Below are 25,123 nucleotides of genomic sequence, written 5' to 3' on the forward strand. Positions count from 1 at the left end.
CCGCCGGGCGGGTGGTGCGCAGTGGACTCGATGCGCTGTATCACCTGCCGCGCGGTGAGCGCCGGAAACCGGGCCCGGATCAGCGCGGCCAACCCGCTGACCACCGGCGCTGCGTAGCTGGTTCCGGACAGTGGCGCCGAACCGAGGGAGGTCACCTGCTCGCCGATCGCGGCCACATCTACCCATGGCCCCGCGAGACTGAAGGCCGACGGGGCGCCGTCGGCGTTCACCGAACCGACGGTCAACACGTAGTCGTCGTACCAGGCGGGGCTGACCACAACCGTGACGGTCTCCCGCGTCGCACCGGGCCGTTGAGGCGGACACTGCGCCGCGCCGCCGGTATTGCCGGCCGCGGCGACGACGACGGCGTTCTTGACGTCGACCGCGTAGGCCAGCGCGGCGCCGAGCGCGCGGTCGTCGAGAGCCGATGCGGCGGCGACGCAGGCAACCGAGGAGATGTTGATCACCGACGCGCCGAGGTCGGCGGCTGTCCGGACGGCCTTCGCCATCGTGTCGACGTCACCGAACCCACGACTCGACCGGTTGGCCACCGCAGCGAACTTGGCACTGGACTGCCGGATGCTGATCAGCGTGGCATCGGGAGCCACCCCGCCGAATTCGTCGTCCTTGGAATCCGTTGTGGCAGCGATAATCCCGGCCACCAGCGTCCCGTGTGCGTCGCAATCCTGGGTACCGTCGCCGGTGAAGACGTAGTCGCCTCCGGCCACCACCTTGGGCAACCGACGGTGTCGAGCCACGCCGGTGTCTATGACCGCGACCCGTTGTCCCGCACCGCGCGTGAGTTGCCATACCGCCGGCAGGTCGAGGTCTGCGAACTGCGCGGGCGTGCCGGCGTGGCGCGGGGACCGGTCGGGTCCGTCGTCGGCCGGCGGCGCCGCGCATACCTCTAGCTGCACGGTCGGCTGCGGCGGCGAAGGCAATGCCGGTTGCGGCAGCCACTTGTCATCGACAGACGGCGGCGAAACCGCTTGCGCCGTGGGCGCCCCACACAGGAAGAGGAGCGCTGTTATCGCCGGCAGTGGTGCCGCTCGCATCACCTCAGGTCCACGCTGCGAACGGCGCTGTAGAGGCCGCATACCCAGCCGGTCAACGGCACCATCGCCACCAGCACCAGACATTCCAGCACCTCGATGCCTCGTCGCGCCGCGGGCGCAAGCGGTCTTGCGGGAGCCACGAAACCCAGGTAGATCGCGGCGGCCGCCGCCAACGCGGTCATCCCGGCAATCCATGCCCCGCACGCCGGAATGCCGGCCGCGACGACCGCGAATGTTGTTCCTGCCGTCGCGATTCCGCTCACGACATACACGATCATATTTCTCCCATCGTTGATGCGCAGCAACAGCAGTGCAGCGGTGAGGGCGGCCAGTGCGATGCAGCCAATACGCGATGCCCCTCGGCCGGCGAGCGCGATGGCGATGGCGCCGGTGGCGGCCGACGCCGAGAATGCGGCCAACAGGCTGGTCAGCCAGGCGTCCGCGCGGATCGCTTTGGAGCTCGGGCAATCGGCAGCGGGTTCGACCTGTCCGCTTGTCAGATGCGGCGACAATCCCGCCAATGTCAAGGACAGCCGCGCGGACGCTTCCAGCAGACCCAGCGACACGAGCGCGGATACGGATCCGATGACGTGCAATGGGGCCGCGGTGAGAACTGCCGCCAGCGCCGCCGCAGCAACGGCAACCGCGTAACACGACAGCGCGGTCAATGTTATTGCGCCGCCGCCGGTTACGCGAATTGCCAACACGGACGCGACCACCGCCGTCATCGCGGCCAGCAGCACATGGGCGGCACCCGGCGGGCCGGGGATTGCCAACAGGCCGGCAACCGCCGCGAAAGCGATGGCGATGACGCTGAGCGTGAGACCGGCGATGCGATCCTGATACCCGCGATGCGCGAGTGCGGCGGCCGCAAGTGCCGCCAAGGCGGCCAGCGACACAACAACCGTTATGCCAGAGGCATTGTGGTACAAGGCGTTACGCGCGAGAACGAGGCAGCCGACCCCGGTGATGCAGCCGGCCGCAGCGGCGGCCGCCTGCCGGTTCCAGGCCGGGTCGGCGGCTTCCAGCGCCTCCGACACCGATTCGGCCGAGTCGTCGCAAACCGGCGCGGGAATATCCACGGCGGCCGGATACAACACCAGCACGGCGCCGTCGCGGATACCGTTTTGCGCCAATGTCGTCGACATCGGGAACGCGGATGAGCCGGGCCGGCACAATTGGTACCGCGCAGCTGTGCCCGTCGGGAAGTGATTGGCGCTTCGGCTGTCCAGGATGTCGATGATCGACGGAATCAGCGTTGCGACCGGCACCGCGGCGGGCAGGGCCAAGTCGACGGCGGACTCGCCGGCATGAACGCAGACCCGGCGCAGCCCAGGATCGGATGCAGAGAACATTGGCCCCTCGGAGGCTCGCAGTGGCGGTGCCGAATCGGCACGCTACCGGGATCGCGATGACGCGGTATCCGTCGATCCACAGTGACTTGCGATCGGTCTCCGATGCCACCTAGCGTCGTCACGCTCTCAGGAAGGCGGTCATGACAACGAGTTTCGCGCCCGCTACGCGGCGTCCGCCGCCCACAATCGATGGCGCCGACATCGCGGTCGCGGCGCCGCCCGAGGTGGCGCACCCGACAGCATCGGGCCTGCTCATGCGGCTGCTGCCGGCACTGACGTCCGTCGCGACCCTTGGGGTGATGGCGGCGGCATTCTTCTCGGGATCGGGTGTCAGCCGTAATCCGACGTTCTTGGCTTTACCGATGGTGTTGCTGATGTCGGTGGTGGTGACGGCGCTGACGGGACGTGGTCGCGGGCAAGGCGCCAGAATTGCGGCTGACCGCGTCGCCTACCTCGGCTACCTGAGCGGCCTGCGCCGGACCGTCACCGAAATTGCCGCAGCACAACGGTGTTCGTTGCGCCGAGACCATCCCGACCCGGATACGTTGTGGACGCTGATCGGCGGACCACGGATGTGGGAGCGGTCCGACTTCTATGTGGCCCGTGTCGGCCTGGGAGGACGGCCGCTCGCCAGCCGCTTGGTCGCGCCGGAGCCGCGGCCTGGGCAACGGTCGGACCCGGTCACCACTGCCGCGCTGCGCCGGTTCCTGCGGGCACATTCGATGGTCGCGGACCTACCCGTCGCGATCGCGTTGCGCGCCGGTGAGACCGTGGTGATCGACGGTGATTCGGTCGGGGCGCGGGCGTTGATGCGTGCCATGGTCTGCCAACTGGCCGTGCTGCACCCGCCGGACCAGATGCTGATTGCCGGTGCGATCGGCGCACCGCGGCGCGCCGAGTGGGAGTGGCTGAAGTGGTTGCCGCACAACCAACATCCGAACACCGCCGACACCCTCGGCTCGGCCCGCCTGGTGTACTCGACGCTGGCGGAGGTCCAGGCGACACTCACCGAAGTTGCCGCACCGCCGCTTGTGGTCGTGGTCTGCGATTCAGACGAGCCCGCCGTCGGCTGCTCGATCCCCGGCGCATGCGTCATCACTGTGGGCAGCACCGGCGACGCGGTGCCGCTGGTGGTCCGGCATCGCGGCGAAGCGGAGGAGTTGACGCGTCCCGACCAGATGACGCTGCTAGACGCGCTGATATGTGCCCACCGGCTGGCGGCCTACCGGGTGGGCGAACCATCTGGCCGCGTCCTGGATACTGGCTGGCTGGATCTGGTCGGCATCGGCGACGTCGGCTCTTTCGACCCGATCATATTGTGGCGCGGCCAGAATCGCCGTGATCGGCTCTGCGTCGCGATCGGAACCACGACGGACGGGATGCCGCTGGAGCTCGACATCAAGGAGCCCGCCGAGAACGGGATGGGGCCGCATGGACTCTGCGTGGGAGCCACCGGTTCGGGCAAGTCGGAGCTGCTGCGCACCGTCGCACTGGGCATGATGGCACGCAACTCGCCGACGGTGCTCAACCTGTTGCTGATCGATTTCAAAGGCGGCGCAACGTTTCTCGACCTGGCCCGGGCGCCCCATGTGGCCGCGGTGATCACCAATCTCGCCGAGGAAGCCCACCTCGTTGCGCGGATGCGCGACGCATTGGCCGGCGAGATGAACCGTCGCCAGCATGTGCTCCGCGCTGCAGGCAACTTCGTCAGCGTGGCGGCATACGAGGAGGCGCGCCGCGCCGGCGCTCGGCTGACGCCGTTGCCAACGCTGTTCATCGTAGTCGACGAGTTTTCCGAACTGCTCAGCCAACATCCCGATTTCGCCGACATGTTCGTGGCCATCGGCCGGCTCGGCCGCTCCCTGGGCATGCATCTGCTGCTCGCCAGTCAACGTCTCGACGAGGGCCGGTTGCGCGGGCTGGAGGCCCACCTGTCGTATCGGCTGTGCCTGAAAACGTTGTCCGCCAGCGATTCACGGACCGTCCTGGGAACACTAGATGCCTATCAGTTGCCCAATACCCCTGGCGCGGGCCTGCTGCGCTCGGCGACCGGCGAATTGGTCCGCTTTCAGACCGCATACGTCTCAACGCCGATTGAGCCGGAGAAGATGCCGATGCGCACGGAACCGCCAGCGGTGCAGCTCTTCACCGCGGCGCCGAGCGGAGCGGTCACGGCGACCGGCGCGATGCGATCGAGCGGAGGACCGGCGCGCACCGTTCTGCAGGCGGTGCTGGACCGGCTGTCTGGGCACGGGCCGCCCGCACACCAGGTTTGGCTGCCGCCACTGGAGGCGACGAGGGAACTGAGCGCGGTGCTATCCAGCGCTGGCTCCAAGCTACACGTGCTGCGCGTACCGATCGGCGTCGTCGACAATCCCTTCGAGCAGTGCCGCACCCCGCTGATGGTCGACTTATCGGGAGCCGCAGGCAATGTCGCGGTGGTGGGCGCACCGCAAACGGGCAAATCGACGGCGTTACGGACGCTGATCAAGGCGCTCGCGGCCACTCACGACGCGGGTCAGGTGCAGTTCTATTGTCTGGACTTCGGCGGTGGAACGCTCGCCTCGTTGCGCGCTTTACCGCAGGTGGGCGATGTCGCCGGCAGAGCCGAGCCGCGGCTGGTCGGGCGCATGGTCGCCGAATTGCATTCGGTGCTCCGATCGCGGGAGGAGCGCTTGCGCAGCCACGGCATCTCAGGATGGGGCCATGTCTTCCTGGTCGTCGACGGCTGGGCCGGTCTGTGCCGTGAGTTCGACAGACTGGAAGAGTCGATCGCTGCCCTGGCGGTGCAAGGGCTTTCGTTTGGGATGCATGTCGTGGTGTCGGCGTCGCGGTGGGCCGAGATCAGGCCGTCGTTGAAGGATCAGATCGGCACCCGTATCGAGTTGCGGCTGGGCGATCCCGCCGATTCCGACGTGGACCGCAAGCGAGCCCAGCAGGTGCCGCACGACCGGCCGGGGCGCGGCCTTTCCCGCGACGGGCTGCACATGCTGATCGCGTCGCCCGGTGAGGACGTCGGAGTGCGACGCGAGGGCGGATTGGTCGCCCCTCCGATACCGCTCCTGCCCGCGCGGGTGGATTATGCGGGCCTCGTTGCCAGTAGCGAATCCGGCGCGGCCATCCTGCTGGGCATCGAGGAGTGTCGATTACGACCGGTCGCAGTCGATTTCGAGCGTAGCCCGCATCTGTTGATCTTGGGGGACAACGATTGTGGGAAGACCGCCGCGCTGCGGTTGCTGTGCCGCGAAATCGTCCGCACCAGGACCGCCGCACAAGCGCGACTGCTCATCGTCGACTATCGGCGCACCCTGCTCGGCGCCGTTGATTCGGAACATGTTGACGCCCACGCCATGTCGCCGGCCGCCCTGCGGGCCTGGTTCCCTGATCTGGTCGAGTCGCTGCGGGAGCGGATGCCTCCGCCGGACCTGAGCCATGCCCAACTGCTGGCCAGGGCCTGGTGGTCCGGGCCGGATATCTACCTCGTGGTCGACGACTACGACCTGGTCGCGACGGCGGGCAACCCGTTGCTGGAATTGCTCGAATACTTGCCGCATGCAACCGATCTCGGTTTGCACTTGATCGTGGCGCGGCGCAGTGGGGGAGCGGCACGCGCCATGTTCGAGCCCCTGCTGGCCGCATTGCGAGAACTCGGGTGCACGGGATTGAGGATGAGCGGAAACCCTGATGAGGGCGCGTTGTTGGGGTCCGGCCGTCCGGAAGTGCTGCCACCGGGTCGCGGCGTTCTGATCGCCGGCGCCGGTGACGAACGAATGGTACAGATAGCATGGAGTCCGCCGCGATGAGTCCACACCGCGCGGTGATCGAGGCGGGACCGGGAATCGTCCGCCGATTGTGTTGCGGCACAGAGGTGCTCGCCGATGTTGCGATGAGCGCAGCGGCGCTGAGTGCGATGGACGATCCGGTGGCGCTGGTGGACGCGCGTCCGGTTGCCGTCGACTCGCTGTGGCGGTCCGTGTTGCGATCGGTGTGTTGCGGTGGCTCTGCCGGTGTGACCGTGGTGCACCCTTCGTGGTGGCCGCCGGCACGTGTGGGGTTGGTCAGGGCGGCGGCGAAGGCGTCGGTCCGCGACGCCGACGACGTAGAGGTGCGACCGCGCTCGTGGTTGCTGGGTCGGGCCTCGCCCGGTTCCGCTCCGGAGGAAATGGTCATCGTGGAAATCGGCGAACGGTTGGTGGCGATGGTCGGCGCGGGAATCCAGGCGGTGCCCCGGCGGTCGGAGTCGCAGCTGGTCGCCAAGGACGTCGCCGATGTCATCGCCCAGGACGCCGCCAAGGACGTCGCCGATGTCATCGCCGGTATGACGCGGGGCGCGTCGCCGGTGGTGGTGATCGATGCGCCGAGCCATATTGCCGCGGCGACGGCGCTCGCGGAGGCGATTACCGATGCGGTGCGCGACACTGCCCGGCGGGTATTGCAAATCGACGGCCGCCGGCTGGCCGGACTGGCCCGGCCGCCCGCAACGACGCCGCCGCCCGAGCAGTCCGGGGCGTGGCCCGTGGCAGCCGCCCCCGTTGGGTTCCGCGGCCGAAAGCTTGCTGGTGTTGGAGCTGCCGGTGCCGTCCTGTCCGTGCTAGTGCTGGCCCTGCCCGCGCCGGAACCGGTGCGCCGCCACGCTGTGCTGTCCACGGGGCAGGCTCCCGCCACATATCTGGTCGAAGGCCGGGTGGCACTGAAGGTTCCGGCCGACTGGCCCACTCAGCGGGTGGTTGACGGCCCCGGCTCGGCGCGGATCCAGGTGACGTCACCGGCGGATCCTGAGGTGGCGCTGCACGTGACTCAATCGCCGGTCGTGGGCGAGACGCTGGCTCGGGCCGCAGAACGGCTGAAAGAGGCCATCGACGCCGAACCCGTGGGTGTATTCGTCGACTTCAACCCGGCAGGGTCCAGCGCCGGCCGGCCGGCGGTCACCTACCGCGAGGTGCGTGCTGCACATCAGGTGTGGTGGACGGTGCTGCTGGACGGAACGGTGCGGATCAGTGTCGGGTGCCAGAGCCGGCCAGGCGACGAGGACGCTGTTCGTGGTGTATGCGATCAGGCGGTGCGATCGGCCCACGCGGTCGGCTAAGTCGGTGGAACCAAATCGGCGCCGACGCGGTCCTACTTGATATCGGAACGAAAGGGGAGCAGGTGAGCACACCGTCAGGCGCCAACACGCTGAGCACCGATTTCGACCTGATGAGGTCCGTCGCGGCCACGACCGATGCCCGCAACGAGGAAATCCGGGCGATGCTGCAGGCGTTCATCGGCAGGATGGGCTCGGTACCGGCATCGGTGTGGGGCGGGCCGGCAGCAGCCCGCTTCAAGGACGTGGTAGATCGGTGGAACGTCGAGTCGACGCGGCTCTACCACGTACTGCACACGATCGCCGAGACCATTCGGCACAACGAGGCCGTGCTGCGCGAAGCCGGTCACCACCACGCGCACCACATCGCCGCCGTCGGCGGAAACCTGTGAGGGGATGACCTGTGGACCCAGTGTTGTCGTACAACTTCGGCGAAATCGAATACTCCGTTCGCCAGGAGATCCATCACACCTCGGCCCGGCTCAATGCCGCGCTGCAGGAGCTCAGCTCACAGATTGCGCCGCTGCAGCAGCAGTGGACCCGGGAAGCGGCCGCCGCATACCAGGTAGAGCAGCTCAAGTGGCACCAGGCGGCGACCGCGCTCAACGAGATCCTGGTCGACCTCGGCAACGCGGTACGTGACGGCGCCGACGACGTGGCGGACGCGGACCGCCGGGCGGCCGGCACCTGGGCACGATAGCTGCTAACAGACACTGCGCGGCGGTAGCCGCGCCCAAGAGCTCTGTGTGGTCCCGACGGAGGAGAGCCGTCGGGACCACACAGTCATTTTGACCTGCGGGGATGCGCCTCGGTAAGCTGCTCGGTTGGCGTACGGGTACACGGGGCCTCGGGTCAATGTCGGTCGCCGAGACCAACCCCGTCGTTGACGCCTGACCGGCACCCGGTTAGCACCGGGATCCCTGCCCGACAACGGGCTCGAAGAGAGAGTGGTAAGCGCTGTGCCTACATATGCGCCCAAGGCGGGTGACACCACGAGGTCGTGGTACGTCATCGACGCCACGGACGTGGTGCTTGGCCGCCTTGCCGTCGCGGCAGCCAACCTGCTGCGCGGCAAGCACAAGCCGACGTTCGCCCCCAATGTCGACGGCGGTGACTTCGTGATTGTCATCAACGCCGACAAGGTCGCCATCAGCGGCGACAAACTGCAGCACAAGATGGCTTACCGCCACTCGGGTTATCCCGGCGGCCTGCACAAACGCACGATCGGCGAGCTGATGGAAAAGCACCCCGACCGCGTGGTGGAGAAGGCGATCGTCGGCATGCTGCCCAAGAACAAGCTCAGCCGCCAGATCCAGCGCAAGCTTCGCGTCTATGCCGGCCCGGAGCACCCCCACACCGCTCAGCAGCCGGTTCCGTACGAGATCAAGCAGGTGGCGCAATGACCGAGACCAGCCTGGAAACCACCGGAGCCCCGGAAACTACCGAAAAGCCGGAGGCCCCGGCCGAGACTCCGACGCGGCCACGCGAATCGTTCGTGTTCGATCGGCCCATTCAGACCGTCGGGCGGCGCAAGGAGGCCGTCGTACGGGTGCGGTTGGTGCCCGGCACCGGCCAGTTCAACCTGAACGGCCGCAGCCTCGAGGACTACTTTCCCAACAAGGTGCACCAGCAGCTCATCAAGGCCCCGCTGGTCACCGTGGACCGAGTGGAAAGCTTCGACATCTTCGCCCACCTCCACGGCGGCGGTCCGTCTGGTCAGGCCGGCGCGCTGCGGCTGGGCATTGCCCGGGCGCTGATCCTGGCGTCGCCCGAGGACCGGCCCGCGCTGAAGAAGGCCGGCTTCCTCACCCGTGATCCGCGCGCCACCGAGCGCAAGAAGTACGGCCTGAAGAAGGCCCGCAAGGCGCCGCAGTACAGCAAGCGCTGAATCACTTTTTGGCTGCGAGCGTGCATATTTGTGCGCGTTCGACGGCGTGTCCGCGTACCGCCACGCACGCTCGCGGCCAAAAGTGGGTATATGCACGACCGCTGATTGTGAGAGGTTTTTCCGCATGGGTCGACTGTTCGGCACCGACGGCGTTCGCGGGGTCGCCAATCGCGAGTTGACCGCCGAGCTGGCACTGGCATTGGGTGCCGCGGCGGCGGGGCGATTGGCGAGCTCAGGCGAACCAGGCCGGCGCGTCGCTGTGGTCGGTCGCGATCCGCGGGCCAGCGGGGAGATGCTGGAAGCCGCCGTGATCGCGGGCCTGACCAGCCAGGGCGTCGACGCGCTGCGCGTCGGGGTGCTCCCCACTCCCGCGGTGGCCTATCTGACCGGTGCTTATGACGCCGACTTCGGAGTGATGATCTCGGCGTCACACAACCCGATGCCGGACAACGGCATCAAGATCTTCGGCCCGGGCGGCCACAAGTTGGACGACGACACCGAAGACGAGATCGAAGATCTAGTCGCGGCGGGGCCGGGGTTGCGCCCGGTAGGCGTGGGGATCGGCCGTGTCGTCGACGCCGACGACGCGATGGAGCGTTACCTGCGCCAAGTAGGGAAGGCGGCCGGCACTCGGCTCGACGGCCTGACCGTGGTGGTCGACTGCGCCCATGGCGCGGCGTCGTCCGCGGCACCGCGCGCCTATCGCGCGGCCGGCGCCCGAGTCATCGCGATCCACGCCGAGCCCAACGGGCTGAACATCAATGACGCGTGCGGCTCGACGCACCTGGATGCGCTGCGGTCGGCGGTGATCGCCCACCGTGCCGATCTCGGTCTGGCGCACGACGGCGATGCCGACCGGTGCCTGGCCGTCGACGCGGAGGGACAACTGGTCGACGGCGACGCCATCATGGTGGTGCTGGCGCTGGCGATGCAGGAGGCCGGCGAGTTGGCGTCGAACACTCTGGTAACCACAGTGATGAGCAACCTGGGGCTGCACCTGGCGATGCGTTCCGCCGGCGTCAGCGTGCGCACGACCGCCGTCGGCGACCGTTACGTCCTGGAGGAGTTGCGCGCCGGGGACTACAGCCTGGGCGGCGAGCAGTCCGGCCATATCGTCATGCCGGCCCTGGGCTCCACCGGTGACGGCATTGTCACCGGTTTGCGATTGATGACGCGCATGGCGCAAACGGGTTGGTCGCTGGCCGACCTTGCTTCCGCGATGAAGACGCTGCCACAGGTGCTGATCAATGTCGGGGTCGCCGACAAGGCGACGGCTGCCGCGGCGCCCTCGGTGCAGGCCGCCGTCGCTGAGGCCGAGGCCGAGCTGGGCGATTCCGGACGAATTCTGTTGCGCCCCTCCGGAACTGAACCGATGATCCGGGTGATGGTGGAAGCGGCCGAAGAAGACATCGCACGCCGGGTGGCCACGCGCGTCGCCGATGCGGTCAGCGCACAGCGCTGACCTGAGAATGCTGGAACCCGGGCGTGGTGTCCGGCGTCGGATTAGGTATGAGATCCGACATCAAAAGCTATGGGCACGCCGGTATCGACGTGGCGGCGGTACGGGCGGTGGCCGACCAGTTCGACGCGGCCGCCGATCTGGTTGATCGCGCCGCCGGTGACCATCTGGCGAGGCTGGCCTTCGACGGCGCCAGTGCGGGCCGGGCGCATGTCGCTCGTGGTGACGCGCTGCGTGCTGGGCTGCAACGCGTCGCTGCCGAGTTGTCGCAATGGTCGCGGGCGGCCGGCGAAATCGCCGTCGCGCTGCGCGTGGGCGCCGGCCGCTATGCCGACGCGGAACTGTACGCAGCGGCCCGGATTGCCTGATCGTGGCCGACCGGTTGAACGTCGCCGAGCGCCTCGCCGAGGGCCGGCCTGCCGTCGAGCACACCCAGGCATACGTGCGGGCCAGTCAACTGCTGGGCTACCAGCATCCGGACCTGACCGCGCATCCCTCGCAGGTGCGTGACTGGTACGGCAGCGAGGACGGGCTGGATCTTCGCGTGCTCGACAGCGACTGCGCCGAACTACGCGCGGCCGCGTCCGCGGTTACCGAAGCACTGCGGATACAGCGTGCCCAGGTCGCCGTATTGGATGCCGCGTGGACCGGACCGGGAGGCGATTCTGCCGTCGGGTTTCTGCAGCGTCATTGCGATGCGGCGAACGTGGTGGCCGCCGAACTCCGCGCGGCCGCGCAGCGGTGCGAGTCGCTGCGTGACAACCTGTGGCACCTGCTCGACGCCAAGGTCACGACGGTCATCGACATCGACGACCGTACCCAGGGGCATCGCCCGCAGTGGTCGGCCGCTGTACAGGCAGTCACCACCGGGGCAGGCGATCGCGCAACGGCCGAAGAGCTGGTTCGCCAGCAGATAATTCCGTACGTCGACAGCGACATTCGCGTCGAGTGGTTGACCGCGATGCGTTCGACACAGGCCGGGGTGGCGGCGTCGTACGACATGGTCACCGACCGGTTTGCTGCCGCGCCGACGGCATCCTTCGACATCCCCGGCGACCTCGGTCCGCGCGGCCAACCGTTCCAGCCGGCCACACCGAGCTCCCCGCCAACACCGGCTGCCGCGGCGGTCGCACCCGTCGCTTCCCTTCGCACCCCTGCGGGGGATCCGGCACCGCCCGCGACACCGCTGGCGCCGGCCGGAGAGTTGCCTCAACCCGCGCCGCCATTGGGGGCTTTGCCTGGTGAGGGCGCGGCCATGCCCCCAGCCGGTGGCGGCGGACTTGACGGGCTCGGGGGACTCGATGGCCTTGCTGACGGTGGCGGACTGGCCGGACTGGCCAACCGGATCGTCGAGGCGATGGGTGGCCTGCTGGGTTCGGCAGCTGATCAATCGTCCGGACCGTCGACGTTGGACGATCCTCTGGACCCGGAAGAGCCTTTCGGCGAAGACGGGCCCGAACAGGTCGACGAGGCCGGAAAGCATCGCGGTACCAACGCCGCGGGGACCACGGCGCCGCCGGCCGACGGGACTCCACAAGCAGACCTGCCGCCGGCGGCCGAGCCGTTAGCCGCGGCCCAATCGCCGCCAGCTGGTCAGCCGCCCGGCGGCGAGGTACCGCCCGCACCGCCGGCGGCTGCGCCACCCGCGCCGCCCGCGGCCGCGCCGTCCCCGGCGAAGGGGCCACCTCCCGGCCCTTCCGGCGGCTCAACCCCGTGTGAGATCGCCGCCGACGAATTGCCGCAGGCGGGGCAGTGACGATCAGGCGGGACGCATCTCCAGCAGCTCCTCGACGTAGCGGACAGCTTCGGCGGGGTCGGTGCTCACCGGCCGCACCAAGAGCGTGCTGACGCCTGCCTCGGCGAAGGCGGCCAGCCGTTCGGCGATGAAGCCGCGCGGACCGATCAGCGAGATCCCGCGTGCCAACTCGTCAGGTACCGCGTCGATGGCTTCCCGCTTGCGGCCGGAAAGGTACAACTCCTGAATCCGGTCGGCGACCTCGCCGAAGCCGTAACGAGTCGCGAGCTTGTGGTAGAAGTTGCGCTCCTTGGCGCCCATTCCGCCGATGTAGAGCCCCAGTGTCGGCTTGGTCGCGGCCAGCCGATCGTCGACGTCGTCGCCGATGGCCAGCGACGTCCCCACCATCACGTCAAGCGGCCCCAGAGCAGGATCCCGCTTGGCGGCGCCCGCGGCCAATGCCTCACCCCACACCAGGTGGGCCTTGTCCGGATAGAAGAAGGCCGGCTGCCAGCCTTCGGCGATCTCGGCGGTGAGCTCGACGTTCTTCGGGCCCAGCGCCGCGATAGATATCGGAATGCGTTCGCGCACAGGGTGATTGATGAGCTGAAGCGGCTTGCCCAAACCCGTCCCGCGATCCGCGGGCAGCGGCACCTGATAATGGTTGCCGGCGTATTGGACGCGTTCCCGCCGCCACACCTGCCGGCAGATCTCCACGACTTCGCGAGTGCGCCCCAACGGTGCGTCGAACTCCACGCCGTGGAACCCCTCGATCACCTGCGGCCCCGATGTGCCGATCCCGAGGTTGAACCGACCACCGGACACGTAGTCCAAACCGGCCGCAGTCATCGCCAGCAGCGACGGCGTGCGGATGTAAATGGGAAGCACGCCCGAGGCCAATTCGACGCTGGTTGTCTTGGCGGCCAGATATCCGAGCTGGCTGATCGCGTCGTATGAATACGCCTCTGCCACCACGGCCATGTCGATACCGGACTTCTCGAGTTCGACGACGCGGTCGACGGCCTCGTGAAAGCCACCGGAGTAGTCCAGGGCGATTCCGATTCGCATCAACGATGCTTACCACGGCGATCGCGCGGGCACGTCGCCGCTGGGCTCACTTCAGCAGCGCGACGATCTTCTCTTCGGGAGCGACGGGCTCGGCCTCGGGGTCGAGCGGGGTGGTCTTGGGCAGCTGCACGTCGGGATCGGCGAAGTCGCGATAGGTCTTGTCGCCACCGAGCGTGTAGAGCAGGTAGCCGGTCACCAGCGCCCGCACCGATCTTTGCGTGGCACGGTGTGAACCGGGCAGCCCGAGCACCGACGCCAGCCGTCTGCCCTCGGGCAGGCCACCGGATTCGGCTTTGCTGACGACGCGCAGCGTGGCCGTTTCCCAGACCCGGGAAAGCCCTAGGGCGTTTGAGTTCAGCGTTTTCGGATCGCCCGGTGCGGTCAAGATCAGGCCCGGAACCTTCAGCGACGCCGCCGGCTGCTCCGCCGGCGGACTGGTCACGGTCGGAAATATCGGCACCACCGAGGCGAGCTTGTTGGGCATGCCGGCGGCGGCGAACACAGCCGCCGAGCCGCCGAAGCCATGACCGGCCAGGCCGAGCTTGGCGGGATGCACGCTGATCTTGCCGGGTCCCAGCCGCACACCAGCCGCGATGTCCAGCGCTGTACCCAGATCGAACGCCAGATTGAGCACCGAGGGCGCCAGGCCCCGCTGAGTCTCCGGCGCGGCCGCCACGATGCCCCACGACGCCAGATGCTCCAGCAGGCCGGAATAGCGGGCGGCGCCGGTAAGCCAGTCGTGGCCGAACGCAACGGCGGGCAGGTTCATCCCGGCTTCCGGGGCGTAAACCACTCCGGGCAGACCGGCAAAGGCCAGGTCACCACGCAGAACCCGGTGCGGGCCGCGGCGACGCAGGGCGGCGAAGAGCTTGCGGATGCGGGGCACCCGTCGACGTTAGCTGTGACCGGGCGGATTGGTCCACTGGGTCCATCCGCCCCCGTCCCAGTAGCGCTGTCCCGGTCCGGTGGGGTTGGGATACCAGCCCGGAGGCGGCGCTGAGGGTGGGCCGGATTGCAGGGGCGCGACGGGCTGGGCATAGCCGCCCGTGCCCCCGCGGGCCATCGTGCGCACCTTCCGGATCGCGCTCATGTTGGAAAACAGCGCGATCCAGTTCATCAGCAGCAGGGAGAACATGCTCCACCAGCCGAGGGCCAGGTTGTAAGTCTGCGCCGAGCGGTATGCGGCTTCGCATTCCTGCAGGGTGCCGGTGACCGTATAGCTCTGCTGGTGCCACAGGATCAGCGCTCCGGTGTGCTTGATCAGCCTGATGTAGTACCTGTCGTTCTGCGGATTCTGGTAGCCGGGGCCAGGGCCGGTCTGGTGCTGCGGGTAGGACAAGGCGGGCCTTTCGGGCGGTTGGGCAGCTAAAAACGATACCGGCCGCCCAAGCAAAAATGCCCAGCCCCGAAGGCCCACTAGTCCCGCGCTAGGCGGTGATCTCGATCATTCCGACGCGCCAGAGCGCCGCGTACATGTGGCGCAGCGGGATGCTCAGCAGACGAGCTGCCGCGTCGACCATCGGGTCACCGGCGCCGATCGGCGGTTGTGGACTCCGCCTGGGCGAGGGCGCCAACGTGAGCTTGGTCGCTGACGGTACGGCCGGCTCGTCGACGTACGGGACAGCAGTCATAATTCCCCTTCAATTGCATGCGGGTCTTTCCAGATTTCGCCGCCGGTGCGCTTGATCGGCATTGCCGATATTCGAATCGGGCCACGGTAATCGCTGATTTTCGCCGTGGACATCGCCTTGTCACCCGTTGTATACATTTGCCAGGCGGGGTGTATTTCCTTCGTCGGCGCGCTGTCCTGCAGCATGCCATCAAGTGGCTCCCGCACGGCTGCCCCAGGTAGATAGGTCGCAACCGCGGCGCGACCGTCTCTCATATCGCGGATCAATTGACCCCTCAGTCGTTGCCAGCGATGACTACGCCTCGATTTTAAATGTCAGCACCGACGCACCAATGACGTCGTCGAAAACGTCAGAAATACATCAGGTGAAGCACTTTTCCCGAATAGGAATCTTCTATGAATTGAAATGCATCGACGCCGCTGCAGTCGATATCCGTGTTGTGCTGAGGGGTGGTACCCGATCACCTGCCGCCCACCGCCGGGCCCGGCCACAGCGCTGTCAGGCCGTAGTGACACCAGCGCTGCACTACCCTGGTCTGCTATGTGCGGAATCGTCGGCTACGTCGGGCAGCGTCCTGCCTGCCAGGTCGTGATGGACGCACTGGCCCGGATGGAGTACCGGGGCTACGACTCGTCGGGTATCGCCCTGGTCCGTGACGGCAAGCTCACCGTGCGGCGCCGCGCCGGCCGGCTGGCCAATCTCGAGGCGGCAGTGACCGAAATGGCCGAATCGTCCAAGGCGTCACTGACCGCGACCGCCGGCCTGGGCCACACCCGGTGGGCCACCCACGGCCGCCCGACCGACCGCAACGCTCATCCGCACCGGGACGCGGCCGGCAAGATCGCTGTGGTCCACAACGGCATCATCGAGAACTTCGCGACGCTGCGCCACGAGCTGGAGACCACCGGTGTGGAGTTCGCCAGCGACACCGACACCGAGGTGGCGGTGCACCTGGTGGCCCACGAGTACCACCACGGCGAGACGGCCGGGGATTTCGTCTGCTCGGTGCTGGCAGTGTTGCGCCGGCTGGAGGGCCACTTCACCCTGGTGTTCGCCAACGCCGACGACCCGGGCACCATCGTTGCCGCACGCCGGTCGACCCCGCTGGTCCTGGGCGTCGGCGACGGCGAGATGTTCGTCGGCTCGGACGTGGCCGCATTCATCCCGCACACCCGGCGCGCAGTCGAACTCGGCCAGGACCAGGCTGTGGTGATCACCGCCGACGGCTACCGGATCAGCGACTTCGACGGCAACACCGATGTCGAGTACCGCGAGTTTCATATCGACTGGGACCTGGCCGCCGCCGAAAAGGGCGGCTACGAGTACTTCATGCTCAAGGAGATCGCTGAGCAGCCCACCGCGGTGGGCGATACGCTGCTCGGGCATTTCGTGAACGGCCGGATCGTGCTCGACGAACAGCGGCTGTCCGACCAGGAACTGCGTGAGATCGACAAAGTGTTCGTCGTCGCCTGTGGCACCGCGTATCACTCCGGGCTGCTCGCGAAATACGCCATCGAGCATTGGACCCGGCTGCCTGTGGAGGTGGAGCTGGCCAGCGAATTCCGCTACCGCGACCCCGTGCTGGACCGTAGCACGCTGGTGGTGGCCATTTCGCAGTCCGGTGAAACCGCCGACACGCTGGAAGCGGTTCGGCACGCCAAGGAGCAGAAAGCCAAGGTGCTGGCGATCTGCAACACCAACGGCTCGCAGATCCCGCGCGAGTGCGACGCGGTGCTGTACACCCGCGCCGGTCCGGAGATCGGGGTGGCGTCGACCAAGACCTTCCTGGCCCAGATAGCCGCCAACTACCTGCTCGGGCTGGCCCTGGCGCAGGCGCGCGGCACCAAGTACCCCGACGAGGTCGAGCGGGAATACCGCGAGCTGGAAGCGATGCCCGACCTGGTGGCGCAGGTGATCGGGGCCGTCCAACCGGTGGCCGAGCTGGCCTACCGGTTCGCCCAGTCGTCGGCCGTGCTGTTTCTGGGTCGCCACGTCGGTTATCCGGTGGCGCTCGAAGGCGCGCTGAAACTCAAGGAATTGGCCTACATGCACGCCGAGGGGTTCGCCGCCGGCGAGCTCAAGCACGGCCCGATCGCGCTGATCGAGGACGACCTGCCGGTAATCGTGGTGATGCCCTCGCCCAAGGGATCGGCCACCCTGCACGCCAAGCTTTTGTCCAACATCCGCGAAATCCAGAGCCGCGGCGCGATAACCATCGTGATCGCCGAGGAGGGCGACGACACCGTGCGTCCCTACGCCGATCACCTGATCGAAATCCCTTCGGTGTCAACACTTCTGCAGCCGCTACTGTCGACCATCCCGCTGCAGGTGTTCGCCGCGTCGGTGGCCCAGGCCCGCGGCTACGACGTGGACAAGCCGCGAAACCTGGCCAAGTCGGTCACCGTCGAATAGCTTGGCCGCTTTGGCCATATCGCCGACGGGCATGCCCTCGTTGTGCTAAATGTCGTCAGCAGAAACGCATTTCAGCCGGTGAACATGCGCCGCGGTAGCGGGGGGTATGGTTTGAAATTCGGCGTCGTGGGCTTGATCGTCATCCTCGTCGGGGCATACATCGCGGCGGTTGTGTTGTATGCCCAAGGCGGAACGCTCAGGCAGCCGCCGGAAGCCCCGGCCGCGGGCGACCGAACCACGGCCAGGCTGGCGGTGGAAGACATCCAATCCAACTACCGGGTCGTGTCGGCGAACCTGACGATCTCGCCCGGCCCCGCACTGTTGGATCCGCAAACCCAGCACCTCAACCAGGACGTCACCCTCCGAGTCAGGTCCGCGGCGATGCCCACCCGCATCACCTGGACGAGGGGCATGCTTCCCGGTGTCATCGCCGTTCAGCTCACCATCGCAGGCGAGATCGAGGACTGGCCCTTCGATCGCTACCGTTCCGGGCCGATCGAGGTCGAACTGCATCACGGCGCCGGCGACGCCGTCGTCGAGCGCGTCCCGGTGACGTTCGTCGCCCAACTGCCCGGTTGGAACGTCTTCGTCAGTGAGGACAGCGGGGTCGGCCCCTATCGCGTGACCTTGCAGCGCTCGCTCAGCGCAGCGGCGTTCGGACTGGTCATCCTCGCCGTGCTGGTCGCCATCGCCGGCCTGGGCCTGTTCGTCGCGATTCAGACGCTGCGTGACCGGCGACCGTTTCAGCCGCCGATGACGACGTGGTACGCGGCGATGCTGTTTGCGGTGGTACCGCTGCGAAACGCACTTCCCGGCTCGCCGCCGTTCGGCGGCTGGGTCGACATCACCCTCGTCGTCTGGGTGCTGGTGGTGTTGGTGGTCTCGATGCTGCTCTACGTCGCCTGCTGGTGGCGGCATTTGAAACCGCACGTCGAGGAGCCGGAAGAACCGGTCGCGGCGCCGTCAGACAGCTGAACCGCGCCAAAAGCATGCATAGGTTTGCAAAGGTTGACGTTGTGGCGGAACCGGTGACGGCACGACTTCGCAGCGTGGGCCTTGCGGTGTGGCAGTTCGTCAGCACCGCCCCGTTGACGTACACCTGGCTGTTGTGCCTGGTGATCACCACGATCATGCAGAACCTGTTCGCCGGCAAGCAGGTGTACTTCTGGCTGTTGCACCGTTCCACCAACCTTCACGAACTGGCGACCGATCCGCTCAAGGTGCTGTTCGGCAGTCTGCTGTGGATCGACGGGAAGAGCCTGGAACCGTACTTGTTGCTGTTCACCCTGTTTCTGGCGCCGGCCGAACACTGGTTGGGGCAGCTGCGTTGGCTCGCTGTGGGATTGGGCTCCCACATTCTGGCCACGTATGTCAGCGAAGGCGCTCTTTACTTTGCCATCGAGCGACGTGACGCGGCGGAAAGGTTTGTGCACGCCACGGATGTCGGGGTGAGCTACTTCCTGGTAGGCATCGTGGCCGTACTGACCTACCACATCGCGCGACCGTGGCGCTGGGGCTATTTGGGGGTGCTGCTGCTCATCTACGGCTTTCCGCTGCTCACCATGGACCGGATCGAGTTGAACTTCACCGCGATCGGTCACTTCGCTGCGATCCTCGTCGGCCTCGCGTTTTATCCAATGACCAAGGAACGCAAGAGCCTGCCATGGAATCCGGCAAGCCTGCTGCGGTCCCGGCGATCCGGTACACGCAAGCAGTCAGCATGACCGGCTTGGACGCGAGCATGGAATCCTGAATCAGATGCGGCATTACTACTCAGCAGACCAAATCCGCGAGGCCGAAGCGCCGCTGCTGGCCAGCCTGCCCGACGGGGCGCTGATGAGGCGCGCGGCCTACGGGCTGGCCGCCGAGATCATCCGCGAGCTGACCGCCCGCACCGGCGGGGTCACCGGGCGCCGGCTGTGCGCGGTGGTGGGCTCGGGCGACAACGGCGGTGATGCGCTGTGGGCGGCGACCTTTCTGCGTCGTCGGGGGGCGGCCGCCGACGCGGTGCTGCTCAAGCCCGACCGCACGCACCGCAAGGCGCTGGCGGCGTTCACCAAAGCCGGCGGTCGCGTCGTGAAAAGTGTCTCGGCGACAACCGATCTCGTCATCGACGGGGTGGTGGGCATATCCGGCTCCGGTCCGCTGAGGCCGGACGCGGCCGAGGTGTTCGAGGGTGTCGCTGCCGACGGGATCCCGGTGGTGGCCGTCGACATCCCGAGCGGAATCGACGTCGCGACCGGGGCCGTCACCGGTCCCGCGGTGCACGCCGCGCTGACGGTGACCTTCGGCGGGCTCAAACCCGTACACGCGCTCGCCGAGTGCGGCCGCGTCACGCTGATCGACATCGGGCTGGACCTGCCGCCGACGGGCATGCTGGGTTTCGAGGCGGCCGACGTGCTCGCCCGGTGGCCCGTGCCCGGTCCCCGCGACGACAAGTACACGCAGGGCGTCACCGGGGTGATGGCCGGATCGTCGACGTATCCGGGTGCTGCCGTGCTGTGTACCGGTGCTGCGGTCGCAGCCACCTCCGGCATGGTCCGCTACGCGGGAAGCGCACACCGCGAGGTCCTTGCGCAGTGGCCCGAGGTCATCGCATCGCCCACCCCGGCGGCGGCAGGGCGGGTGCAGGCCTGGGTCGTCGGACCGGGGCTGGGCACCTCGGACGCCGAAGCCGCCGGCGCCGCCGCGCTGTGGTTCGCGCTCGAGACCGACCTGCCCGTGATCGTCGACGCCGACGGGCTCACCATCCTGGCCGCCCACCCCGATTTGGTGGTCAACCGGAACGCGCCGACGGTGCTGACCCCGCACGCCGGCGAGTTCGCCCGGCTGGCCGGCGCACCGCCGGGGGAGGACCGCGTCGGCGCGTGCCGCAAGCTGGCCGACGCGTTCGGGGCCACGGTGTTGCTCAAAGGCAACGTCACTGTCATCGCCGATCCGGGCGGGCCGGTCTACCTGAACCCGGCCGGTCAGTCCTGGGCGGCCACCGCCGGGTCCGGCGACGTGCTGTCCGGGATGATCGGCGCCCTTTTGGCCTCCGGTCTGCCGGCCGGTGAGGCGGCCGCTGCCGCCGCCTTCGTGCACGCCCGCGCCGCGGCGGCCTCGGCGGCCGACCCTGGACCCGGCGACGCGCCGACGTCGGCGTCGCGAATTCTGCACCACATCCGCGCCGCCCTGGCCTCCTTATAAACAGCACCGAAAGGATTCCCCCGTGTCCCACAGTCGCCAGTTGATGGCCTTGCATTCGATCGCCCCCGCCTACACCGGTCGCCTGTTCACCGCGCCGGTACCGGCACTGCGGATGCCCGACGAGTCGATGGATCCGGAGGCGGCGTACCGCTTCATCCATGACGAGCTGATGCTGGACGGCAGTTCGCGGCTGAACCTGGCCACCTTCGTCACCACCTGGATGGACCCGGAGGCCGGGAAACTGATGGCCGAGACCTTTGACAAGAACATGATCGACAAGGACGAATACCCAGCGACCGCAGCCATCGAGCAGCGCTGCGTGTGCATGGTTGCCGACCTGTTCCACGCCGAGAACCTCAGCGACCAGGACCCGTCCGGCGCGTGCGGGGTGTCCACCATCGGCTCCAGCGAGGCGGTGATGCTGGGCGGGCTGGCGATGAAATGGCGCTGGCGAGCGAAGGTCGGCAAAGACTGGAAGGGCCGCACGCCCAACCTGGTGATGGGCTCCAACGTGCAGGTGGTTTGGGAGAAGTTCTGCCGCTATTTCGACGTCGAACCGCGATATCTGCCGATGGAGGAGGGGCGTTACGTCATCACCCCCGAACAGGTCGTGGATGCCGTGGACGAGAACACCATCGGCGTGGTCGCGATCCTGGGCACCACCTATACCGGTGAACTCGAGCCCGTCGCGCGGATCTGCGCGGCGCTGGACAAGCTGGCCGCTGGCGGCGGTGTGGACGTTCCCGTGCATGTCGACGCCGCAAGCGGCGGTTTCGTGGTGCCGTTCCTGCACCCGGACCTGGAGTGGGATTTCCGGCTGCCCCGGGTGGTGTCGATCAACGTCAGCGGACACAAGTACGGGCTGACCTACCCCGGCGTCGGGTTCGTGGTGTGGCGCAGTGCGGAGTACCTGCCCGAGGATCTGGTCTTCCGCGTCAACTATCTGGGCGGCGACATGCCGACGTTCACGCTGAACTTCTCCCGTCCCGGCAATCAGGTCGTCGGCCAGTACTACAACTTCCTGCGGCTGGGCCGCGACGGCTACACCAAGGTGATGCAGGCCCTGTCGTCGACGGCGCGCTGGCTGGGCGAGCAACTGCGCAGCGGGGAACACTGCGAGCTGATATCCGACGGTTCGGCGATCCCGGTGGTCGCCTTCCGGCTGGCCAAGGACCGCGGCTACACCGAATTCGATGTCTCCCACGAGCTGCGGACTTACGGATGGCAGGTGCCCGCCTACACCATGCCCGACAACGCCACCGACGTATCTGTGTTGCGCATCGTGGTGCGCGAGGGACTCTCTGCCGACCTGGCCCGCGCGCTGCACGACGACGCCGCCAAGGCCCTGGCCTCGCTGGACAAGATCAGGCCGGGCGGGCACTACGACGCGCAGCACTTCGCGCACTAGGCCGGTATTTAACCGCGAAAGTGCCACTGGCAACGCATTCGACGGGTAGCGGCGCCGATAGCTGCACTTTCGCGGCCACTGTGCGGTTCTGGGACAATAGCGGCCGTGGCCGTTACGCCGATCTCCCTGACGCCGGGCCTGCTGGCTGAGGCTGTCGTCGACCTGGGTGCCATCGAGCACAACGTGCGGGTGTTGCGCGAGCACGCCGGCGCGGCGCAGGTCATGGCCGTCGTCAAGGCCGACGGCTATGGCCACGGTGCGGTCCGCGTCGCCCACGCCGCGCTGGCTGCCGGTGCGGCCGAGCTCGGTGTCGCCACCGTCGAAGAGGCACTGGCGCTGCGTGCCGACGGCATCACCGCGCCGGTGCTGGCCTGGCTGCATCCACCGGGCATGGACTTCGGGCCCGCGCTGATGGGCAACGTCGAGATCGCCGTGTCGTCGGTACGCCAGGTCGACGAGCTGCTGGACGCGGTTCGCCGGACCGGCCGGACGGCGACGGTGACGGTGAAGGTGGACACCGGGCTGAACCGAAACGGTGTGGCTGCGGCGCAATTCCCGGCGGTGCTGACCGCGTTGCGTCAGGCCGTCGCCGAGGAGGCCGTCCGGATGCGCGGGCTGATGTCGCACATGGTCTACGCCGACCAGCCCGACAACCCCATCAATGACGTTCAGGCTCAACGGTTTACCAACATGTTGGAGCATGCCCGCGACGTTGGCGTGCGGTTCGAGGTGGCGCATCTGTCGAACTCGTCGGCCACCCTGTCGCGACCCGACCTGGCCTTCGATCTGGTGCGACCGGGCATCGCGGTGTACGGCCTGAGCCCGGTGCCGCACCTCGGCGATATGGGGCTTATTCCGGCGATGACGGTGAAATGCGCTGTGTCGCTGGTGAAGCCGATCCGCGCCGGTGAAGGCGTGTCGTATGCGCACACGTGGGTCGCGAAGCGTGATACCACTTTGGCGCTGCTGCCTGTCGGCTACGCCGACGGCGTCTTCCGATCGTTGGGCGGGCGTCTGGAGGTACAGATCAACGGCAGGCGGTACCCCGGCGTCGGGCGGATTTGCATGGACCAGTTCGTCGTAGACCTGGGCCCCGGCCGAGTGGATGTCGCCGAGGGCGACGAAGCCGTCCTGTTCGGGCCCGGCGGCTCAGGCGAACCCACCGCGCAGGACTGGGCGGATCTGCTCGACACCATCCATTACGAAGTGGTCACCAGCCCGCGCGGGCGTATCACCAGAACCTACCGCGAGGCCGAGAAACGTTGAGCGATGAGCAAACTCGCAAGCGCAGCGCCTGGCTTGCGGGAGGTGCCGGGCTGACCGCGGTCGCCACGATCCTGGGGGCTTCAGCGCGGCGCTCGCTGGCCGAACGGGCTGCCGACCGCGAAGACCCCTGGGCCGACGAGGATTTCGACCGGTTCGACAGCGACCGTGCCCGGGTAGTGACGACGCCCGACGGGGTGCGCCTGGCCGTGCGCGAAGCCGGTCCGGTGGACGCCCCGCTGACGGTGGTCTTCGTGCACGGATTCTGTCTGCGCATGGGCGCTTTCCACTTTCAGCGGACGCGGCTCGGGCAGCGGTGGGGCCCAAGCGTGCGGATGGTTTTCTATGACCATCGCGGGCACGGGCTGTCCGGCGAGGCCGACCCCGGCACCTACACCCTGACCCAACTCGGTCAGGACTTGGAAACCGTGCTGCAGGCGGTGGTTCCCCGCGGGCCGATCGTGTTGGTCGGTCATTCGATGGGCGGCATGACGGTGCTGTCGCATGCCCGGCAGTATCCCGAGCACTATGGCCGCCGGGTCGTCGGCACTGCGTTGATTTCGTCTGCCGCCGAAGGAGTTTCCAGATCTCCGTTGGGCGAGTTCTTGAAAAACCCTGCGCTGGAAGCGGTGCGGTTCACGGCTCGGTCCGCACCGAAGTTGATGCACCGCGGGCGCACCGCCTCGCGGTCGCTGATCGGCCCGATCCTGCGCGCCGCGTCGTACAGCGACCTGCGCGTCAGTCGCAGCCTGGATGAGTTCTCTCAGCGGATGATGAACGGCACCCCGATCGCCACCCTGGTCGGGTTCCTGCACGCGCTGGAGGTTCACGACGAAACCGCTGGGCTGTGGACGCTGCTGAAAATCCCGACCCTGGTCGCGTGCGGCGACCACGACCTGCTCACCCCGGACGAATACTCCCGCAAGATCGCCGGCTGCATGCCGCAGTCCGAACTTGTCATCGTCACCGGGGCCAGCCATTTGGCGTTGCTGGAGAAGCCCGATCCGATCAACGACGGACTCATCCGGCTGGTCGATCGGGTCACGCCCGGCAAGATGGCGCTGCGGTACCGCAGATTCCGGGAAAGGTTGCGGCGCCGTGCGTGACGGATCGGGCACGGCGACTTTGGAGCACGTGGAGGACACCGTGGCACTGGGGGCCCGGCTGGGCGAGCAGCTGCGCGCGGGTGACGTCGTGGTGCTCTCGGGGCCGTTGGGTGCCGGAAAAACGGTGTTGGCCAAGGGTATTGCCGCAGCCATGGATGTCGACGGCCCGGTCACCTCGCCGACGTTCGTGCTGGCCCGCGTACACCCGGCGCGGCGGCCGGACGGTCCGGCGATGATCCACGTCGACGTCTATCGGCTGTTGGATCATCGCGGCGCCGATCTGCTGGCCGAGCTCGACTCGCTGGACCTCGACGCCGAACTCGACGATGCGGTCGTCGTCGTGGAGTGGGGCGAGGGCCTCGCGGAGCGGTTGTCCGATCGGCACCTCGACATCCGCCTGGAACGCGTCAGCCATTCCGACGTTCGGATCGCGACCTGGGAATGGAGCCGCTCGTGACCCGCACCGGCGAC

General features: G+C 67.7%; 24 protein-coding genes. 17 read left to right on the forward strand and 7 right to left on the reverse strand.

Annotation, left to right across the window (positions count from 1 at the left end):
• Nucleotides 1-1,055, reverse strand: a 1,055-nt coding sequence (gene mycP, locus A5791_RS21275) for a type VII secretion-associated serine protease mycosin (protein ID WP_067241070.1), incomplete at its 3' end; no start/stop codon positions are given.
• Nucleotides 1,055-2,410, reverse strand: a complete 1,356-nt coding sequence (gene eccD, locus A5791_RS21280; RefSeq protein ID WP_067241073.1) for a type VII secretion integral membrane protein EccD — start codon at nt 2,408-2,410, stop codon at nt 1,055-1,057. The genes eccD and mycP, both read right to left, overlap by 1 nt.
• 140 nt (nt 2,411-2,550) lie before the next feature.
• Between eccD and eccCa the strand changes: the two genes are divergently transcribed.
• The 9 genes from eccCa to A5791_RS21325 all read left to right on the forward strand — a co-directional run bounded on the left by eccCa (nt 2,551) and on the right by A5791_RS21325 (nt 12,596).
• Entirely contained in the window at nt 2,551-6,213 is a 3,663-nt protein-coding gene (eccCa, locus tag A5791_RS21285; protein WP_067241075.1) for a type VII secretion protein EccCa, read from the forward strand.
• Nucleotides 6,210-7,496 carry a type VII secretion-associated protein gene (locus A5791_RS21290; RefSeq protein ID WP_067241259.1) on the forward strand — a complete coding sequence of 429 codons (1,287 nt, stop codon included), beginning with the start codon at nt 6,210-6,212 and terminating at the stop codon, nt 7,494-7,496. The genes eccCa and A5791_RS21290 overlap by 4 nt, the downstream gene beginning before the upstream one ends.
• Nucleotides 7,497-7,558: 62 nt before the next feature.
• Entirely contained in the window at nt 7,559-7,885 is a 327-nt protein-coding gene (locus A5791_RS21295; protein ID WP_156661535.1) for a WXG100 family type VII secretion target, read from the forward strand.
• Nucleotides 7,886-7,896: 11 nt separating this feature from the next.
• Nucleotides 7,897-8,193 (forward strand): WXG100 family type VII secretion target, encoded by a 297-nt coding sequence (locus A5791_RS21300; protein ID WP_067241077.1) that lies wholly within the window; start codon nt 7,897-7,899, stop codon nt 8,191-8,193.
• 259 nt (nt 8,194-8,452) lie between these two features.
• Nucleotides 8,453-8,896 carry a 50S ribosomal protein L13 gene (rplM, locus tag A5791_RS21305; protein ID WP_067241079.1) on the forward strand — a complete coding sequence of 148 codons (444 nt, stop codon included), beginning with the start codon at nt 8,453-8,455 and terminating at the stop codon, nt 8,894-8,896.
• A complete protein-coding gene (gene rpsI, locus A5791_RS21310) occupies nt 8,893-9,381 on the forward strand; it encodes a 30S ribosomal protein S9 (RefSeq protein WP_082967060.1) in 489 nt (162 codons plus the stop codon). Before rplM ends, rpsI begins: the two co-directional genes overlap by 4 nt.
• Nucleotides 9,382-9,505: 124 nt before the next feature.
• Nucleotides 9,506-10,843 (forward strand): phosphoglucosamine mutase, encoded by a 1,338-nt coding sequence (gene glmM, locus A5791_RS21315; protein WP_067241081.1) that lies wholly within the window; start codon nt 9,506-9,508, stop codon nt 10,841-10,843.
• Nucleotides 10,844-10,890: 47 nt separating this feature from the next.
• Nucleotides 10,891-11,208, forward strand: a complete 318-nt coding sequence (locus A5791_RS21320) for a type VII secretion target (protein ID WP_067241083.1) — start codon at nt 10,891-10,893, stop codon at nt 11,206-11,208.
• 2 nt (nt 11,209-11,210) lie between these two features.
• On the forward strand, nt 11,211-12,596 hold the full coding sequence (locus A5791_RS21325) for a hypothetical protein (protein WP_067241085.1): 1,386 nt from the start codon (nt 11,211-11,213) through the stop codon (nt 12,594-12,596).
• Nucleotides 12,597-12,599: 3 nt separating this feature from the next.
• On the opposite strand, the gene A5791_RS21330 is transcribed toward A5791_RS21325, so the two are convergent.
• The 5 genes from A5791_RS21330 to A5791_RS21350 all read right to left on the reverse strand — a co-directional run bounded on the left by A5791_RS21330 (nt 12,600) and on the right by A5791_RS21350 (nt 15,459).
• A complete protein-coding gene (locus A5791_RS21330) occupies nt 12,600-13,643 on the reverse strand; it encodes an LLM class F420-dependent oxidoreductase (RefSeq protein WP_067241089.1) in 1,044 nt (347 codons plus the stop codon).
• Between the two features lie 46 nt (nt 13,644-13,689).
• Nucleotides 13,690-14,529 (reverse strand): dienelactone hydrolase family protein, encoded by an 840-nt coding sequence (locus tag A5791_RS21335; RefSeq protein ID WP_067241092.1) that lies wholly within the window; start codon nt 14,527-14,529, stop codon nt 13,690-13,692.
• Between the two features lie 9 nt (nt 14,530-14,538).
• A complete protein-coding gene (locus tag A5791_RS21340; protein ID WP_231995977.1) occupies nt 14,539-14,913 on the reverse strand; it encodes a DUF2510 domain-containing protein in 375 nt (124 codons plus the stop codon).
• 157 nt (nt 14,914-15,070) lie between these two features.
• Nucleotides 15,071-15,274 (reverse strand): Rv1535 family protein, encoded by a 204-nt coding sequence (locus A5791_RS27365; protein ID WP_067241096.1) that lies wholly within the window; start codon nt 15,272-15,274, stop codon nt 15,071-15,073.
• Nucleotides 15,271-15,459: a hypothetical protein gene (locus A5791_RS21350; protein ID WP_067241097.1), complete on the reverse strand. Its 189-nt coding sequence runs from the start codon at nt 15,457-15,459 to the stop codon at nt 15,271-15,273. Before A5791_RS21350 ends, A5791_RS27365 begins: the two co-directional genes overlap by 4 nt.
• Before the next feature lie 355 nt (nt 15,460-15,814).
• On the opposite strand from A5791_RS21350, the gene glmS reads away from it, so the two are divergent.
• From glmS to tsaE, 8 genes are all read left to right on the forward strand, one after another.
• The gene (glmS, locus tag A5791_RS21355; RefSeq protein WP_067241098.1) at nt 15,815-17,686 is read left to right on the forward strand and encodes a glutamine--fructose-6-phosphate transaminase (isomerizing); all 1,872 of its coding nucleotides are present in this window, start codon (nt 15,815-15,817) and stop codon (nt 17,684-17,686) included.
• A gap of 84 nt (nt 17,687-17,770) precedes the next feature.
• Complete coding sequence (locus tag A5791_RS21360; RefSeq protein WP_067241266.1) at nt 17,771-18,661, forward strand: DUF4436 domain-containing protein; 891 nt, start codon at nt 17,771-17,773, stop codon at nt 18,659-18,661.
• A 53-nt stretch (nt 18,662-18,714) separates the two neighbouring features.
• Nucleotides 18,715-19,410: a rhomboid-like protein gene (locus A5791_RS21365; protein WP_369828116.1), complete on the forward strand. Its 696-nt coding sequence runs from the start codon at nt 18,715-18,717 to the stop codon at nt 19,408-19,410.
• 34 nt (nt 19,411-19,444) lie between these two features.
• Nucleotides 19,445-20,875, forward strand: a complete 1,431-nt coding sequence (locus A5791_RS21370; RefSeq protein ID WP_067241103.1) for a bifunctional ADP-dependent NAD(P)H-hydrate dehydratase/NAD(P)H-hydrate epimerase — start codon at nt 19,445-19,447, stop codon at nt 20,873-20,875.
• A 43-nt stretch (nt 20,876-20,918) separates the two neighbouring features.
• On the forward strand, nt 20,919-22,283 hold the full coding sequence (locus A5791_RS21375) for a glutamate decarboxylase (protein WP_067241105.1): 1,365 nt from the start codon (nt 20,919-20,921) through the stop codon (nt 22,281-22,283).
• A 105-nt stretch (nt 22,284-22,388) separates the two neighbouring features.
• On the forward strand, nt 22,389-23,549 hold the full coding sequence (gene alr, locus A5791_RS21380; protein WP_067241107.1) for an alanine racemase: 1,161 nt from the start codon (nt 22,389-22,391) through the stop codon (nt 23,547-23,549).
• A 50-nt stretch (nt 23,550-23,599) separates the two neighbouring features.
• Nucleotides 23,600-24,652, forward strand: coding sequence for an alpha/beta fold hydrolase (locus A5791_RS21385; protein ID WP_369828117.1), 1,053 nt, complete (start codon nt 23,600-23,602; stop codon nt 24,650-24,652).
• Nucleotides 24,645-25,109 carry a tRNA (adenosine(37)-N6)-threonylcarbamoyltransferase complex ATPase subunit type 1 TsaE gene (tsaE, locus tag A5791_RS21390; protein ID WP_067241112.1) on the forward strand — a complete coding sequence of 155 codons (465 nt, stop codon included), beginning with the start codon at nt 24,645-24,647 and terminating at the stop codon, nt 25,107-25,109. The genes A5791_RS21385 and tsaE overlap by 8 nt, the downstream gene beginning before the upstream one ends.
• Nucleotides 25,110-25,123: the final 14 nt, after the last annotated feature.

It is taken from the genome of Mycobacterium sp. 852002-51163_SCH5372311, from assembly GCF_001667115.1.
GTDB lineage: Bacteria > Actinomycetota > Actinomycetes > Mycobacteriales > Mycobacteriaceae > Mycobacterium.